The following is a 16,652-nucleotide window of genomic DNA, read 5'->3' on the forward strand; positions in this document are numbered from 1 at the left end:
CAGTAACTTAATCCGTTTTCTCTATTTTCATTCCGAAACATTTTAAATCTACTTTTCCGTCCACTACTTCTATACCGTCTGCCATCAGGCGGCGTGCCTGTTCATTCTCGCCGCCAAAGGCAAAGGATCCGGAAAGCTCTCCTTTTGCATTTACCACCCGGTAACAGGGTATGTTTTCCGGGTCTTTATTCTTATGCAGGGCATTTCCCACAGCTCTTGACATCCGCTTGTTTCCGGCAAGCTCCGCCACCTGTCCATAGGTTGCCACCTGTCCTCTCGGAATTTTCTTTACTGCTTCATAAATCCGTCTGGTAGGGCTGTCCGTTACTAAATCATAGCTTTCTGCTATCATGCGGCAGATATCTTTATCCGGGATTGTGCCATCCACGATTATGGTATTCCAGTGTTCCTTATTCTGATGATACCCCGGAATGACCGCAGGATAGGCACTCCGCCAGAAATCTCTCCACTGAGGGTCTGCTTTTACGTTCAGATTGAGAAATCCATCCCGCATATAAGTCCAGAGAAATACCTTTTTGCTTTCCCTTACGCGCACCAGCTGCCAGTTCCGGTCATGAAATGGTGCCTCCTGATAGGTGTCCGGGAAAGACAGTCCGTATGCTAATATTTCTTCTCTTGTTTTCATGCTCCACTCTATGCTTTTGTCCATATGCAATCCTTTGTAATCTCTGCCAGACTGTGTACGCCACACATTTTCATGGTATCTTCTAATTCGGTTCCTATCCTGGCAACATAAGACGCTACGCCTTCCCTGCCGCCGCCGTAAACCGCTGTCACAAACGGTCTTGCGATAATTACCGCATCTGCACCTAAGGCAATTGCCTTAAATACATCCGTTCCACAGCGGATTCCACCGTCTACAAGAATTTTCATGGAGCCTTTCACTGCATCCGCAATCCCGCCTAAGACTTCTGCTGTTGCCGGGCACTGGTCTAATACCCTGCCACCGTGGTTCGATACCACGATTCCGGCAGCCCGGCTTCTTTTGCCTTTAAAGCTCCTTTTACCGTCATAATTCCTTTTACAATAAACGGAACTCCGGCAAACTCTGCCACTTCCCGCAGTTCTTCCACGGTCTTGCTGCCTGCCGGCGGCTCCAAATTCTTAAGAAACGGCAAGCCTGCTGCATCTACATCCATGGCTACCGCAAAGGCTTTCGCTTCGTGCACCAGTGCCATTTTTTCTTTGATGATTTCAAGATTCCATGGCTTTACCGTCGGAATTCCAAGTCCCTGTTCTTTGGCAATTGCCTTTGTAGCTGCCACCATGACATTACTGTCTGTACCATCCCCGGTAAAGGCTGCAATTCCGCATTCCGCACAGGACGATACCAGAATATCATTATAGGAAATGTCATTGAGACAGTCTCCGTAATGCAGATTCACCGCTCCTACCGGGCCTGCAAAGAACGGATATTTAAACTCTTTTCCAAATAATTTCAGCGAAGTATCCACCTGAGCATTTTCTGCAATAGTGTCCATCTGCACACGAATCTCTTTCCATTTATCATAATTACGCATGGCAGTATCGCCGATTCCCTTTGCACCGGGTCCCGGCATCTGATTCCGGCAGGCGCGTCCATTGCATTCTACACACGCCTTGCAATAATTTCCAATTCTTCCTCTTGCCTGTTCGATACATTCTGCATAATTCAATCTTCTTTCCTTCTTTCCACTCTTTTTCTTCTCTGACGTTTACTTATCCACATATCTATCTGCCGCCAAGCACAATCTGTATCAGATTCTTATCCAGCATTATGGTACGGTTCCACGGATTTAAAATGACTCCTTCGATTCCCTCTGCCTGCAATGCTCCTTGAAAAAGCTTTTCTATATCAGCTAAGAATGTGGATTTCACACTTCCGCCGCCTTTTAATTCTTCTTCAAAGCTGCTGAAGGCTGCCCACCAGGTCTTACCATCTGTCTCAATCGCCTGTAGCAGCATCTGGCTTCCACCCTTCGGTGGTTCCACTGCCACAATCACCTGACCGCCTTCCTGCATCCGCCGGCGGATTACCGTCAGTGTATGGGCTAACTGCTCCGGTGTTGCCTCCTGCTGCAAGCCGGCAATTGCCTGTTCGATTTTTTCATTTCCTATCAGTCCCTCATCTATCTTTTCCTTTGCCATATGTGGATTCCTTTCTGTGGGGGGTATTTTTTTATCTCATTTTTTACTGCTTAGCACATTTCCAGCAGTGCCATCTCGAAAATCAAAGATTTTCCCTGACTGGCACTGCTCATTATAACACACTTTTGCTGGAAATAGTGGCATCTTAAAGCTATCTGTATTATAATAGCATGGTATTTCATTTTAGGATTAGGAGATTAGACAACATGACACCAGCTAAAACCAGAAGTTCCAACATTGAATTATTGCGTATTCTGGCTATGTTTATGATTATTATTTTTCATATTTCTGACCACTGCGTGAAGGTACAGTTAACAGACACTGCTTCCATGCTGCGTATGAATAACGGACTGTTCTGTGAACCTGTTTTTTATAAGAAGCTCCTGCTTCTTTCCACCTTTGCTCCAATGGGAAAAATCGGAAATGTTATTTTCATTACGATTTCCGGATACTTTATGGTTTCAAAGGGAAATGGAATTAATCTTGCCAAAATTTCCAAGAAATTGCTGTTACAGCTTGGTTTTGCCGCAGTTTCCCTGACACTGGTATCTTCCTTCTGGTACCGTATGACTGACGGTGTCTTTTTAAAACTGGTCAACATCAATAAATTTAACAGTATGTCCTGGTTTGTGGGCTACTATTTCTTCATTATAGTAATCGCTTACCTCTTTTTAAACAAGTTTCTGGCAAAACTGGACAAGCAGAAATATTTTACCTTTCTGATTGTCTTATTTGCATTTATCCAGTTCCGCTGGACCGGAAGTATGGCAAATTCCCTGGCTAACGGACTCCGGACACTGCTGACCGGTATTTTCTTATATGCCTTGGGCGGTTTTATCCACCTTTACAATCCATTTGGGAAAATCAGAACTTATTGCCTCTATCTGATTATTGCAGTTTCCTTCCTGTTTATTTACATTTCTGCTTATAATGTAACACAGACCAATATTCAGACTTACTTTTTAAATGAAAGCAAAGACATTTTTATCCAGAAGATTCCTTCCTTTTCAGACTATAGCATTATTCCGATTCTTGTGGGACTTTCTCTGTTTGAAATCTTCCGGCGCATCCATATTCCATGCAGCCGCATGATTAATTTTGTGGGAGCTTCCACTTTTATGGTTTATCTTTTACATGATAATGCTTTCGCTTACAGTCTCTGGAATACACAGGACTGGATTACCCTGCTCTATGAGCATCCATATATTTACCTGTTTAAGCATCTGCGCTGGGCAGCTGCCACTTTCCTCATCGGCATCCTTTTCTATATTATTTACCTGTGTCTCGGAAAAGCCCTCAGTAAATGCAGATGGCTGGTGATGAAAGAATAATCTTCCTTATATCTGTTGCATAATTCTTCCTCTTATGCCATGATAGAATTGGTTTAAAAAAATACACGGGAGAAAAAAGAAAATGGAAGAATTTAAAAAGGATTTATTGAAAGTCTGTGGGAAAAACACCGCTGCACTGATTATTTTCTTTGTATTAGGTGGCGTTTTCCTTGCCTTCGGTCTTCTGATGTGGATTACTGCTTATGATCCGTTTGACGCACAGACCGATGGTTACGCAACAATGGAAGTTACTTATGTAATGGGGCCATTTGCGGAGCTTACTTCTGATGGAAAAGATCACACAGAATTCTATATTGCAGAGGATTCTGAAGGTTACTGGAGTATCATTGCTACCAAGGGAGAAACTTCCCTTCCGGTCTATGGTGTAGACGTAGATGACACTGTTCTCGACAGCTTACCTGCTCACACGATCCGGGGAAAAAGCACCAGCATGCCTCCTCAGGCAGCTCATTATCTGGTGGATTATCTTTCTGATACCGGACTGGACATTACTACTTACAACTATGACGAGTACTTTGGTGACCATTATCTGGATACCACACACACAGCCGTTGAAAACAGCATTGTACTCTATGTGATTGCTGCCGTATTTACAGTTCTTGGTATTATTATTTTTTCAGCAGGCGGCAACAAGAAAAAGGCCGTTAAGAAAAAGATTGCTCTCTTAGAACAGAATGGCGGTCTGCAGCGGATTTACTCTGATTTTGCCAACAGCCCACGCATTTTTTCACCAAAGCTTGGCGTTGCTGTTTCCAATCATTTCATATTGGATTACAACAATACAAAGGAAGGCTTCTATGTCACTCCTTTAGACGATATTACGAACGTTTTCAAATGTAACATGTTAAATGGTGACCCGACAACAACCAGCTATATTGCACTGGAAACTGCAGATGGTAAACGTACTCTGGTTGCCGCTCACAGTGGAAAAAGCAAAGATTTTGATCAGGTTCTTAATCAGTTAAAAGCAAATATTCATCAGGGAGGTGTTATGACATGGTAATTATCTACGGTACAAGAACAGTTTTTAAACGGGAAGGCCCGGTTGGCACTTCTGTCTGCCCAAACTGCCGGCATAATGTCATGCATACCCTTTGCAGACAGTTAAATCAGGCAACCCTTTTCTATATTCCGATTTTCAGCCACCAGAAACAGCGTGGCATTATGTGCGAAAGCTGCGGTATGATTACACCGGTCAGTGCACAGGAATACCGGGAACGGAAACAGGCTGCAAAGATGTATTATTAAACAATGTCTTATCGATATAACGTCAGCTCTTGCGGACATCTGGCAACACAAAACCGCCACATACACAGGCAATACGCACATCTGATGATGGCTTTGTCTTATGTATGTGGCGGTATTTTAATACTTACTTCTTCTTAGAATACTACGACTAAAAGCATTTTAAACTGCTCTTTTCCATATACGGCATGTGGATGTCCTGCCGGCATTACAATGGACTGTCCTTCCGTCAGTTGGAATTTCTCACCATCAATGGTTACTTCTCCAACTCCATCCAGACAGGTTACAAAGGCATCTCCGCCGGAAGCGTGTGTGCTGATTTCCTCGCCCTTTGCAAAAGAAAATAAGGTTACGCTTACTGCATCATTCTGTGCCAGTGTCTTACTTACAATCTGTCCATCCTGATATGCTACTTCTTCTTTTAAATTTAAAACTTCTTTCTTGGAAATATTTTTTAATAAATCTGCCATTTTTGTGTTCCTTATCTTTTCTTTATCTGATTTGTATAAACCTTTTCGGTGGGTTTATCCATATTATAGCAGATAACGGAGTGCCTGACTGTTGGATTTCCAACATTTATGCAAAGAATTTATTTCAATAGGAAATCTCTTATTTTTTATAGTACATTCTTGCTTCATACGGACGAAGCACGGAAGAATCCTCTGTCTCTTTATAGTTGGAAATGAGAAGCTCCATATCCTCTGTCTCTTCCATCAAAGGCATTTTCACAGTATTGCCGTAGAAATTGCAGACAACAAGCAGTGTCTCATCCGCATTTTTACGCTCATATGCGAAAATATTTTCATCCTCGGCTAACAGTAATTTGAAGCTGCCGTCCACCAAAACAGGATACTCTTTTCTAAAGCTTACCAACTTCCGGTAGCAGTTGAAAATGGAATCCGGGTCATCTACCTGGCTCTTGGCATTGATGGTTTTATAGTTGTCATTTACTTTTATCCAAGGTGTGCCTGTTGTAAATCCGGCATTTTCCGTATCATCCCACTGCATTGGTGTTCTGGCATTATCGCGTCCCTTGGCATAAATGGAATTCATAACATCTTCCTTATCATAGCCTGCTGCGATACGCTCCTTGTATACATTCTGGATTTCAACATCCCGGTAATCTTCAATATTGTAGTGGACGTTTGTCATACCCAGCTCTTCGCCCTCGAAAATGTACGGAGTTCCCTGCATTCCATGTAATAAAATTGCAAGCATTTTTGCAGATTCTACCCGGTACTCCTTATCATTCCCCCAGCGGGAAACGATACGCGGCAAATCGTGATTATCCCAGAAAAGGCTGTTCCAGCCGCAGTTATAAAGCTCTGTCTGCCAGCGGTTCATAATCTGTTTCAACTTTAAGAATGGCAACGGTGCCAGATCCCATTTATCCTTGCCTTCCTGCTGATCCAGCCCGATATGTTCAAACTGGAATACCATGGAAAATTCACTTCCATCCGGATTGCTGTAAAGCTTTGCCCGCTCCGGGTCTGCGCCCCAGGCTTCTCCTACAGTAATCAAATCTCCCTTCTGGAAAGTTTCTTTGCTCATTTCACGGAAATATTCATGAAGTCTTGGGCCGTTGATAGTAATTTTCTTATCCGGCTCTTTTGCAATCTGGTCGATTACATCCAGACGGAAGCCACCAACACCTTCTTCCATCCACCATAAAATCATGTCATATATTTCTTTTCGCACCTGCGGATTTTCCCAGTTCAAATCCGGCTGTTCCGGCAAAAACTGATGGAAATAATACTGCTTTATTTCCGGTACCCATTCCCATGCACTTCCACCAAAAACGGCTTTCATATCGTTTGGCTCTACGCCTTCTTCCCCATCTCTCCACACATAGTAATCATGATATGGGTTGTCCTTGCTCTTCTTTGCCTCCTCAAACCATCTGTGTTTATTGGAGGTATGATTTAAAACCAGATCCATAATGATGCGGATGTTGTATTTCTTTGCTTCTTTAATTAAAGCCTCCATATCTTCCACACTGCCGAACATCGGGTCAATATCCTGATAATCAGAAATGTCATAGCCATTGTCCGCCTGCGGGGATTTGCAGACCGGTGATAACCAGATTGCATCAATACCAAGCTTTCCAAGGTACTCCAGCCGCTCCATAATTCCTCTTAAATCACCGACTCCATCTCCATTACTGTCCTGAAAACTTTTTGGGTAAATCTGATATACTACTGCACTTTGCCACCATTTCTTTTCTGTTACGTTATTACTCATTTTGTCCTCCTAAACTTTCTTTACTTATTTTATCTGCTTGCTGCTTCCCTAATGCAGGCAATTAAAAACACCAAGGAGAAAACAACCCTGTGCGATTGCATTTCAGCCATTGTTTATGCATTATAAATACTCTTCTAAAATTTCCGTATTCATTACTTCAAATTTATTTTCTTTCCATTGCATTTTTATCTTAACTGCTGCAGTCTGTCTGTCTAAAAACGCTTCATATAAAAATATATCATCTCCATCCACTGCTATTTTCCATGCTTTTGAAGAACTCAATATCCTTTCTCCAACTTTTAAGTCTTTATAACAACTATCAAATTCTTCTCTTTGATTTTCAGGTAGAACATATTCCTCTTCCAAGCCCAATTCAGGACAGGTAACTAAAATTATATCTTCCTGTTCTGTCTTTTCAATATAAATATCATATCCTGCAGAATATTGTATTCCGGTTTGTTTTCCCGGCAGATTCATTCTTGTGTACTCACTGCCATCTTTTCTCCAGATTGCAATTTCACTTCCACTCTGTATCCATGTATTTCCTGTATGCTCTCCACAAAAGACAATCTCATTTTTCCCGTCTCCGGTAATATCCGCTCCCCATACTTCAAGACCGAGAAATGTATCATCAAATGCTCCCAGTTCAAGGTGGTCACCATTTCCAAAGCAAATCGTATATACTTTCTTATTATCATTTCTGAAATACTGGAAAATACGATCTGTTTTTCCATCTCCATCGTAATCCTGATTTTTATAGTCTTCCTCAAATAATTTTACATTATCAAGATACCCTTCATACTCAGAAAGTGCTTCATCATAGCCGATATTTATTTTTTCATCTTTTGTATTGGCAATTTTTCTGTCAATTAACGAGTCATACTCTGTACTTATTTCATTCTTTTCCGAATCATCCAGTTCATCATCATAAGGAAACTTATCATTTTTACACGCAGTCAACATGATACACATCACTAAAAATATACCAATATTTTTCTTCATAGCAGCCCCAATTTTTCAAATGCATCATACAATCCATTCTGATCCACATCCCCGGTGACATAATCTGCCATAGCCTTTATCTCGTCTCCGCCGCTTCCCATGGCAACACCATAGCCACAGTATTCTAACATAGGAATATCCACTTTGGCATCCCCAAAAGCTATGGTATCTGCCACATCTGCATGAAGATATTCTAACAGATGCGCAATGGCATTGCCCTTGGTGATATTTTTTACACCCAAATCTCCAAATAATGCAATTTCGCCGGCTCCGCCCCAGGTTCCAGCCTGCAAATCCGAAAATTCGGTCACGGCATCTTTATAATCCTGATACTGATTTAAGATAAAGCTTACTTTATTTACATCATCCCGGTACAGCTCTCCATCAAAAATCATTTCCGGAAATGCATCCCGTACCTTTATTTTATCTGCGCCCTCTTTGCCTTTCCGCCTGGAATATTCCTGAATCACAGGTTCTCCAGCCTCTTCAAATCCGGCACTTGCAAACAGTCCTGCATTACTTTCCAGATAAAATTCCAGTCCGCGCTCCTTTAACCAGTCCACAATATGGCGGCACTGCTCCGGCGTAATCATCTGGTGCATAACCACATGTCCATGATCTTCCACATAACTTCCGTTTCCGCCTATCATTCCATCCAGTCCGATTTTCCAGATATTCTCATAGACTTCTGCTTTACTTCTTCCTGTGCAGATATACACTCTGTGTCCGTTTTCTCTTGCCTTCCGCACCGCAAGAACTGCTGATTCCGGCAAATGATTTTCATAATCCACTAAGGTTCCGTCAACATCCAGAAAAATGATTTTTCCCATACTGCCCGTCCTCCTACTCCTTTTCTTCTATCCTACCTGTATTTTTTGAAGAAATCAACATTTTCTTCTAATGTATTTAAATCGATTGGTCGATAAAGTTATTACATGGATGGCATTTTATTTCAAGGGATTGATTGAGATAAAGTGTCTTTATTTTTTTCTGATGATTGCAAAAATGTATGGATTGTAAATTTATCAGGATATTCAAAGTGTATCTGGGTTTTGACATAAAATACCGCAGCTCTAAGATACATGTTTTTCTTTTGTTTATTAAGCCGGTCTTTCCAATGTTTGACAAATCACAGGACTGTTCGTCGAAGTGCGGATGCATCTTAAAGGCTGTTAGGGGCACTTGGAATTTCGTCTGGCAACAGGCAACGCCGGCACAGGGAAGTGCCGGCGAGGCGCATATGAACACGGATGTGAATTTGCGCCGATTGCCAGACAAAAGATTATCCTGCCGAAATTCTTAGTGCCCCTTGCAGGCTTTATCCGCATCCGTACCCGACGGACAGTACTGCGATTGTGTCAAAGCAACGGAAAGACAGCCTGACAGCAAGAAAAACATGTACCTAAGAACTGCTGGCATTTTACGCCAGATAAACCCAGAATGCACTTTGAATCCCTGAAATCTTTACAAGTTACAAATATTCTTTTGCAATCACCAGACAACAACTTCTGAAAGGAGCTCTTATGGCAATTAACTCAATATGGAACAACAACTCCCCAATGGACTACCTCGGTTTTCTGTCCACTGACCCGGATAACAATACTGAGGATAACGAATGGCTGACTCATTTTCAACAGCTTGTGCAGGAAAAGCTTTCTGAAATGAATGAGGATGAGGATTCTGCAGCTACGGTAAATCCGGCTGAAGAAATTGCAAAATGGAAAGAAAATATTTATAACAAAATGAAAAATGGTGAAACCGAAGAGAGCTTTCAAATCGGTGGTCAGTCTTTCAGCATGAAGGAATGGGACAAGCTGTTAGACTCCTTTGATAAAGCGGAAGAAGCTTTACAGGAAGCTATTGAAGAGGAAGAAGAAGTTAAGGATAAGGAAATGGCAGAGACAGCAAAGAAAAGCATTGTAAATGATACACCAGCCCAGCCTCTTATCGATATGCTTTTATCCGATACCCTTAAGGTTACGTTTCCGACAGATGCCACAAATGAATCTGATGAAGATGCGGAAGATGTATTTTATATGGTTGCCATGGATGAAAAAGGTATCCGCTGCATCAAAAATGGGTCTGATACTTACGAATGGAAAATTGAATTTGAAGATGATTCCCAGTATGAGGCTGCCTGTGATTTCTTAGGCTGGGCTTCTCCACGAATGGACAAGCTTTTATTTGCAGCCCATGACAATTTCTGGATGGATTATCTGAACGGTGATCTTGATGTAGATGCTTTTAAAGACTTCTTAGAGGGCACTAATAACGGCATTCCAAACTATGGCATTGGTGATGAGGAAAATATGTACATTGACGAGACGAAACTTCAGTGGACAAAATATATGAACCCTCTGGGTGCCCACTTTGGTACCCCGGAAGAATTATTTCCGATTTCCGGAATTATAGATTAAATACAATAAAACAGGCACTTTTTTCTGTCAAAACGGGCATGTCCAAAGAAAAATGAAATTGGTAAAATAAAATCGTAAACCTTGATTTTGTCGGTTTGAATCTTACTAAAAATCATTAAAAGGAAAGGACGAATTATGGGAAAAAGAAAAAAGTTACTAGGTTTGGTTTTGGTAGTCTGTATGTTGTTTACACTGACACCGATAACTTCCCGGGCAGATGTTACAACAGAAAAATGGACAGATTTTACAGCATCTGACTTTGCTGGCGGCAGCGGTACAAAGGATGATCCATATCAGATTGCTACGGCAGGACAGCTTGCAAAGCTGGCATCAGAAGTAAATTCTGGAGTACCTGAGCAAACACATTCGGGGGAATATTTTAAGTTGACCGCTCCAATTGATTTGAGCGGAAAGAGATGGATTCCTATCGGTTATGGAAATGCAAGTTCCAAAGCTTTTTCAGGATATTTCGATGGAAATAATCAGGTCATTACAGGCTTATATGTGGATGAACGGGGAAATAACGTCTGTGCCGGCTTGTTTGGTGTCGTAGTAGCTGTATCTGATGAAACAGTACTGAAAAATTTCTGTATTGAAAATGCTACCATCTATGCCGGAAATTCCACGGATGCAAGTGCCAGTCCGGATATTTACGGTGCCGGAGTGCTGGTAGGTTCGCTTACAACGATGGGTGGTTCCAGAGCTACCTTTGTTGGAGTAGAAAACTGTCAGGGAACCGGACAGGTAGACTCCAAGATGTATGCCGGAGGCTGATTGGTGATGCAAGCCGTGCCCATGTTTCGGATTGTTCCGCGGATGTTACTGTGACAGGAAGGTGTATCAGTGGTGGATTCATCGGAAATGTTTTCCAGGGCTCCTACAAAAACTGTACCGCCAAAGGCAGCGTATCCGGAGGATGGTCAACCGGCAGGTTTGCCGGATGTGTATTTGAGTCCGACGCCAGTGTGGAAATAGAGCATTGTGCATCTTATGGCAATGTTGAGGCAAATAACTGGAATACCGGTGGTTTTGTCGGATATCTGGAAAAAGGAAAGATTCGTAACAGTGTTTCCTATGGTAATGTAAAGAGTACGGTGGCAGGCTGGGAGCCGAAAACCGGTGGCTTTTCCGGTACAAATACCGAAGGAAATATTCAGAACTGTAATGCTGCAGGTACTGTAACAGGTTCTCATCCAACAATTGCACCGGGTGGATTCATTGGATATGATAATAATGGCACCACTGCTGGCTGCGCTTTTGATAAAAAGAAGAACCCTTCACTCAATGCTGTAGGTGCGGATAGTGGAACACCTGGTTCCAATCAGATTAAGGCAGCAGACACAACCTCCCTGCTCTCAAATATCTGCGGCAGTTATCTTGGCGGACATACACTGTCTAAGGTTGACAGAAAAGAAGCAACTCATCTGACAGAGGGAAATATACAATATTGGGTCTGTGCAAATTGCGGTGGTTATTTCAGTGATGCAAGTGGAGCAAATATGATTACTTCTTTGGATGTTGTAATCGCAAAATCAGCAGAGCATACAGCAGACCGTACCGGATGGCATTCCGATGCGGATAATCATTGGAATACCTGTGAATGTGGTGAAAAAATAAATCAATCCGGACATAGCTTTACCTGGGTAATCGACAAGGAAGCTACGTCTACGGAAAAAGGTTCTAAGCATGAGCAGTGTACAGTTTGTAATTATGCTAAAACTGCAGTCGAAATCCCGCCGGTAAAAACCGGAACTGAAGAAACCAAAACTTCTTATAAAATTATAGAAGGAACTGAAAGCAGCTATGTCCTGCAGAGTGGCAACAGCCTTACCATCCGGGTGGATGCAGAGTTCTCTAAATTTGCCGGAATCAAAGTAGATGGTGTTCAGATTGGAAAAGATAATTATGATGTGAAGTCCGGTTCAACCATTGTTACTTTGAAGTCCTCTTACCTGAATACACTGACTGCCGGAACACATAACCTGGAAATGTTGTGGACAGATGGTTCTGCAAGTACTACGTTTACCATCCAGGCAAGCGTAAACCAGAATCCAGACAATAAAAATCAGGAAACGGCTACAGCCTCAAATACCCAGCCTGCAACTCAAACTAATACAAAGCAGACTACGGATAAGTCTCCGAAAACAGGGGATTATAATAATCCTTTGGTATGGGCGGCATGGCTGATTGTTTCAGAAATTATTATTGCTGGTACCGTTTATTATCGTAAAAAGAAACATTTGTAAATAAATATTACCCCATAAAAATGCTCTCTATGTAACAAACTGTATCATTTTACAGGAAACGTTATATAGAGAGCATCTTTCATTCCGTCAAAAATGCTCCAATATAGAACCATTGTATTACCAGAAAATGATGGTCATGTTATCAAAAAAGGAGTACCGGGATTGTAGTGTTCATGATTGCGGTGTCAGGAAGAAAAGATGTGCTATATGCCCCACTTGTGATATACTTAAATATATCTGGAATCATTAAAGCAATCAAAAATTGGGATAGGAAAATTTTTCATTGAAAGGAACGGGGATACGATGATATTATCGGACAGAGCCGTACTTCCTTTAACCGGAAGCACATTTGAGCCAGGAAACGCTGAAAAAGTAATTAAAGAAATGGAAGATAAAGAATCAGCACAGATTGCATTAGCAGAATATTATTACTTTTCTGCCAATGCAGAACTGTGTGCAGAGACTGTGAAACCATATTTGTCACAAGAAGATATCATGCTTCGTTTATCTGCAGATATGCTCTATACCTTTGCCAATCTGACAATTGGAGATTCCAAAGCGGCACAACAGGCCAGAGAGAATATACAGCGATGCATGGTTCAGGTGGTACAGGAAAATGCAACGATGGAGCAAAAGGCGTCCTGTCTGTTTGCCTATTATGTAACTAATATTTTTCTTCATATTACGCCAGAAAAAAAGGTACCGCCGTTTCTGCAGTATATCCCATATCTTCCGACCGGACAGAGATTGTTTGCAATCAGCCTTCTGGCACATGAAACTTATTTAAGGCAGGAATATGCCCGGGCAAAGGGCCTTGTCCAGGGAGCTTTTTTGATGGCAGATACGACATATCCCATACCCATAATATATCTGAACTGTGTGCAGGCAATGTGTCAGATTAATCTGAAAGAACAAAAAGAAGCCATACACTCAGTAAATTCTGCATGGGAAATGGCCAGACCGGATAGATTTTGGGAGACATTTATTGAGTATCATGGGCTGTTACAGGGATTATTGGAGGTCTGTGTCCGAAAAAAAGAACCAGAGATTTATAAGCAGTTGGCAGGCAGGATAATCTCATTTCATCGTGGCTGGATGAAAATCCACAATCCTAAGATGCAAAAAACAGTGACGGATCTCCTGTCTCCATTGGAGTTTTCCATTGCAATGCTGGCATGCCGGAACTGGACCAATCAGGAAATTGCAGAATATTTAGGATTTTCAATAAACACAGTTAAGCATTATGTATCAGGAATTCTGGAAAAGTTAGGTATCGATAAACGGGATAAAATTAAAAATTTTGTAAATCAATAATATACGAAGGAGAAGGTTTATGATTGTAAAAAGATATGTGAAAAAAAGTACCATCTACATTATTGCTGCCGTTATGGCGGTCTTAACTGCAGGAGCCCTGTATCTTGGAGTGGTTCATCGTTTTACTTATGGGGCAAAGTATAAGAACTACACCACCTGGTCTGCACAGGTTCTCTCTCTGAAGGAATACAAACATGAGGACAGCAATGATAATGTTTATTACCACTACTCGGCTTTTTTAACCTATAACGTGAACGGAACGGTTTATACTCCGGTTACCGATGAGGTCTTTACGGAAGAGGATGTTCCGATGGAAGGCGAAAAGATTCCGATTTTCTACAATAACAGTGACCCTGATAATTATGTGCTTGTCAAATATGACTGGTTGACGAAGTCTATATTCCTCTCAGTGACAAAGGCGATGTCTGGCTTTTTACAGCATTTCTTCTGCTGGGATTTGTTCTGCTTCTGATTCCGATGAATCTGGAAAATGACCAGGTGCAGGGCGTCATGATTGGAAGCGGACTTCTGCTCTTTGGTCTTGATGGTATCGTAATGGGTACTATTATGCATAAATTTCAAATGTTCTTCCTGGCTATCTTTGGTATCTTCGGCGGCATTATCCTGTTCCGCTACCTCTTTATTCCAAAGGAGAAACGCCAGAAAGCCGATGCGGTATCTGCATCCCTGCGGCTGTTCAAGGTTGTTGATATTTATGTAAATCCACAGACCGGTGTGAAAACTGTGGTATTTTCCATGCCGGAAAATAACGGTGCGACCTATGAACTGTTTTCCCTTGACGATATTTATAATCAGTATAACTACGGGGATATGTATCAGATTGACAAGACGGTTCTCTTAGGATTTGGTCTGGGACGACAGATTAACGGCTCTTATACCATTGACATCAACGGTCTGAACCCTTCCCATATACAGCCTTTGAACCCCCTTCTTAAGAAAATGTTTTCACGAGTATAAAAACTGCGAGGGACACGTAAATCGTGTCCCTCTTTTTTTGTTTATTTCTGGTTTGCCGGTTCCATATTGACGGCTTTCCCCTTTATCTTCGCATGCTTCATGGCATTTAAGACTTCTTTTCCATATTCTCTTGGCACTTCCACAAAGGTATATTTATCAAACATATCAATGGCTCCCACCAGTCTGCCCGGCATACCGGACTCTCCGGCGATGGCGCCAAGAATATCTCCCGGCTTAATCTTATCTTTCTTTCCAATGTTGATAAACAGTCTTACCATTCCCTCTTCTGCACCGGTATTGGCAAAGTCGTATTCTTCTTTTTCAGAAGAACTCTCCCCTGCACCCATTGCCTGATAGAGGAAAGCTGCTGCAATATCCATGGCAGTATAATCAGCTTCATTTACCTGCTTCTCAATCAGCTCTATCATATCAGAAAGATTCTCTTCCTCAATGATAGTTCCAATCTGTTCCATGATATTTTCAGCCTTTATCTGTGCCACATCATCAGTGGATGGAATCGGCTGTGCTAAAATCTTTGTCTTGCAGTAACGCTGGATATCTTTTAATTTATAGACTTCCTTGCCTTTTACAAAAGAAAATGCCTTACCACAACGGCCTGCACGTCCGGTTCTTCCGATTCGATGTACATAATATTCATCATCCTGCGGCAGGTCATAATTAAATACCGCTTCTACATCATCTACGTCAATTCCTCTTGCTGCCACATCCGTTGCAATAAGAATATCCGTCTTTCCTTTCCGGAAATTATTCATGACCCGGTCTCTCTGGGACTGCTTCATATCTCCATGAAGTCCCTCTGCACTATAGCCTCTGCCGGATAATTCCGTTGCCAGCTCATCGACCATTTTCTTGGTATTACAGAATACCAATGAAAGCTTCGGATTATAATAATCCAAAAGTCTCGTAAGGACATCCACTTTATCCTTGCGCTTTACATCATAGTAGTACTGGTCAATGTTGGCCACGGTGAGTTCCTTTTTTACAACCTTGATATTGACTGCATCATGCTGGTATTTTCTCGTAATGTCAAGAATCGGCTTTGGCATGGTTGCAGAAAACAGTACGGTCTGATGCTCTCCCGGAATATATTCTAATACAGTTTCTATGTCCTCACGGAATCCCATATTTAACATTTCATCCGCTTCATCTAAGACGATGGTATGGACAAAATCCGGGCGGATGGTTTTTCTGCGAAGATGGTCCAGCAATCGTCCCGGTGTTCCGATAATAATCTGTACGCCACCCTTTAGGGCTTTAATCTGGCGGGAAATGTCCTGTCCACCATACACTGGCAGCACTTTTACACCGTGCATATATTTTGCCAGCTTACGGATTTCGTCTGCCACCTGAATGGCAAGCTCTCTGGTGGGAGATAAAATCAAAACCTGGGTTTTCCGTAAAGACGGGTCTACTTTCTGTAAAATCGGAATTCCAAAAGCTGCTGTCTTGCCGGTTCCGGTCTGAGCCTGTCCGATAACGTCCACACCTGATAAAACCACCGGGATTGCCTGACTCTGAATCGGTGTTGCCTCTTCAAATCCCATATCCGCAATTCCTCTTAAAATCTGCGGATTTAAATCTAATTCATCAAATCTGATTGTATTCATTCTTTTCCTTCCTGTTGCGGGAACTTTTTCCCATCTGTCAGTAACCTGTTCTCCAGTAACTTTATAAAAAGCCACCGCGGC

16 protein-coding genes and 1 pseudogene are annotated in these 16,652 nt (G+C 41.9%); 9 read left to right on the forward strand and 8 right to left on the reverse strand.

The features are described from left to right. Window positions 1-7: 7 nt before the first annotated feature. From DW059_RS04090 to DW059_RS04100, 3 genes and pseudogenes are all read right to left on the reverse strand, one after another. Window positions 8-646, reverse strand: coding sequence for a methylated-DNA--[protein]-cysteine S-methyltransferase (locus tag DW059_RS04090; RefSeq protein WP_117697952.1), 639 nt, complete (start codon window positions 644-646; stop codon window positions 8-10). Between the two features lie 8 nt (window positions 647-654). Continuing rightward, window positions 655-1,676 (reverse strand): annotated as a pseudogene (locus DW059_RS04095) (alpha-hydroxy-acid oxidizing protein). Window positions 1,677-1,731: 55 nt separating this feature from the next. Then, the gene (locus DW059_RS04100) at window positions 1,732-2,148 is read right to left on the reverse strand and encodes an SseB family protein (protein WP_117697882.1); all 417 of its coding nucleotides are present in this window, start codon (window positions 2,146-2,148) and stop codon (window positions 1,732-1,734) included. A gap of 206 nt (window positions 2,149-2,354) precedes the next feature. Between DW059_RS04100 and DW059_RS04105 the strand changes: the two genes are divergently transcribed. From DW059_RS04105 to DW059_RS04115, 3 genes are all read left to right on the forward strand, one after another. After that, a complete protein-coding gene (locus tag DW059_RS04105; RefSeq protein ID WP_158552016.1) occupies window positions 2,355-3,479 on the forward strand; it encodes an acyltransferase family protein in 1,125 nt (374 codons plus the stop codon). Window positions 3,480-3,561: 82 nt separating this feature from the next. After that, window positions 3,562-4,503 (forward strand): DUF6709 family protein, encoded by a 942-nt coding sequence (locus DW059_RS04110; protein WP_022242723.1) that lies wholly within the window; start codon window positions 3,562-3,564, stop codon window positions 4,501-4,503. Continuing rightward, window positions 4,497-4,748 (forward strand): zinc-ribbon domain-containing protein, encoded by a 252-nt coding sequence (locus DW059_RS04115; RefSeq protein ID WP_022242724.1) that lies wholly within the window; start codon window positions 4,497-4,499, stop codon window positions 4,746-4,748. The genes DW059_RS04110 and DW059_RS04115 overlap by 7 nt, the downstream gene beginning before the upstream one ends. Window positions 4,749-4,882: 134 nt before the next feature. Here the strand turns inward: DW059_RS04115 and DW059_RS04120 are convergent, their stop codons facing one another. From DW059_RS04120 to DW059_RS04135, 4 genes are all read right to left on the reverse strand, one after another. Beyond that, window positions 4,883-5,215, reverse strand: a complete 333-nt coding sequence (locus DW059_RS04120) for a cupin domain-containing protein (protein WP_117697884.1) — start codon at window positions 5,213-5,215, stop codon at window positions 4,883-4,885. Between the two features lie 139 nt (window positions 5,216-5,354). Beyond that, entirely contained in the window at window positions 5,355-6,986 is a 1,632-nt protein-coding gene (locus DW059_RS04125) for a glycoside hydrolase family 13 protein (protein ID WP_117697885.1), read from the reverse strand. A gap of 120 nt (window positions 6,987-7,106) precedes the next feature. Next, on the reverse strand, window positions 7,107-7,988 hold the full coding sequence (locus tag DW059_RS04130; RefSeq protein WP_117697886.1) for a hypothetical protein: 882 nt from the start codon (window positions 7,986-7,988) through the stop codon (window positions 7,107-7,109). Next, window positions 7,985-8,818 carry an HAD family hydrolase gene (locus DW059_RS04135; protein WP_117697887.1) on the reverse strand — a complete coding sequence of 278 codons (834 nt, stop codon included), beginning with the start codon at window positions 8,816-8,818 and terminating at the stop codon, window positions 7,985-7,987. Before DW059_RS04135 ends, DW059_RS04130 begins: the two co-directional genes overlap by 4 nt. Before the next feature lie 693 nt (window positions 8,819-9,511). Between DW059_RS04135 and DW059_RS04140 the strand changes: the two genes are divergently transcribed. The 6 genes from DW059_RS04140 to DW059_RS04165 all read left to right on the forward strand — a co-directional run bounded on the left by DW059_RS04140 (window position 9,512) and on the right by DW059_RS04165 (window position 14,943). Then, the gene (locus tag DW059_RS04140) at window positions 9,512-10,405 is read left to right on the forward strand and encodes a hypothetical protein (protein ID WP_117697888.1); all 894 of its coding nucleotides are present in this window, start codon (window positions 9,512-9,514) and stop codon (window positions 10,403-10,405) included. A 135-nt stretch (window positions 10,406-10,540) separates the two neighbouring features. Then, on the forward strand, window positions 10,541-11,179 hold the full coding sequence (locus DW059_RS04145) for a hypothetical protein (RefSeq protein ID WP_117697889.1): 639 nt from the start codon (window positions 10,541-10,543) through the stop codon (window positions 11,177-11,179). A gap of 50 nt (window positions 11,180-11,229) precedes the next feature. Next, window positions 11,230-12,651, forward strand: coding sequence for a hypothetical protein (locus DW059_RS04150; protein ID WP_117697890.1), 1,422 nt, complete (start codon window positions 11,230-11,232; stop codon window positions 12,649-12,651). Window positions 12,652-12,954: 303 nt separating this feature from the next. After that, on the forward strand, window positions 12,955-13,965 hold the full coding sequence (locus DW059_RS04155; RefSeq protein ID WP_117697891.1) for a response regulator transcription factor: 1,011 nt from the start codon (window positions 12,955-12,957) through the stop codon (window positions 13,963-13,965). Between the two features lie 19 nt (window positions 13,966-13,984). Beyond that, window positions 13,985-14,437 carry a DUF3592 domain-containing protein gene (locus DW059_RS04160; RefSeq protein WP_117697892.1) on the forward strand — a complete coding sequence of 151 codons (453 nt, stop codon included), beginning with the start codon at window positions 13,985-13,987 and terminating at the stop codon, window positions 14,435-14,437. Between the two features lie 5 nt (window positions 14,438-14,442). Continuing rightward, a complete protein-coding gene (locus tag DW059_RS04165) occupies window positions 14,443-14,943 on the forward strand; it encodes a hypothetical protein (protein ID WP_117697893.1) in 501 nt (166 codons plus the stop codon). Between the two features lie 41 nt (window positions 14,944-14,984). Here DW059_RS04165 and DW059_RS04170 read toward each other — a convergent pair whose 3' ends face one another. Further along, on the reverse strand, window positions 14,985-16,571 hold the full coding sequence (locus tag DW059_RS04170) for a DEAD/DEAH box helicase (RefSeq protein WP_117697894.1): 1,587 nt from the start codon (window positions 16,569-16,571) through the stop codon (window positions 14,985-14,987). Window positions 16,572-16,652: the final 81 nt, after the last annotated feature.

It is taken from the genome of Roseburia sp. AF42-8, assembly GCF_003435965.1.
Lineage (GTDB): Bacteria > Bacillota > Clostridia > Lachnospirales > Lachnospiraceae > Roseburia_C > Roseburia_C amylophila.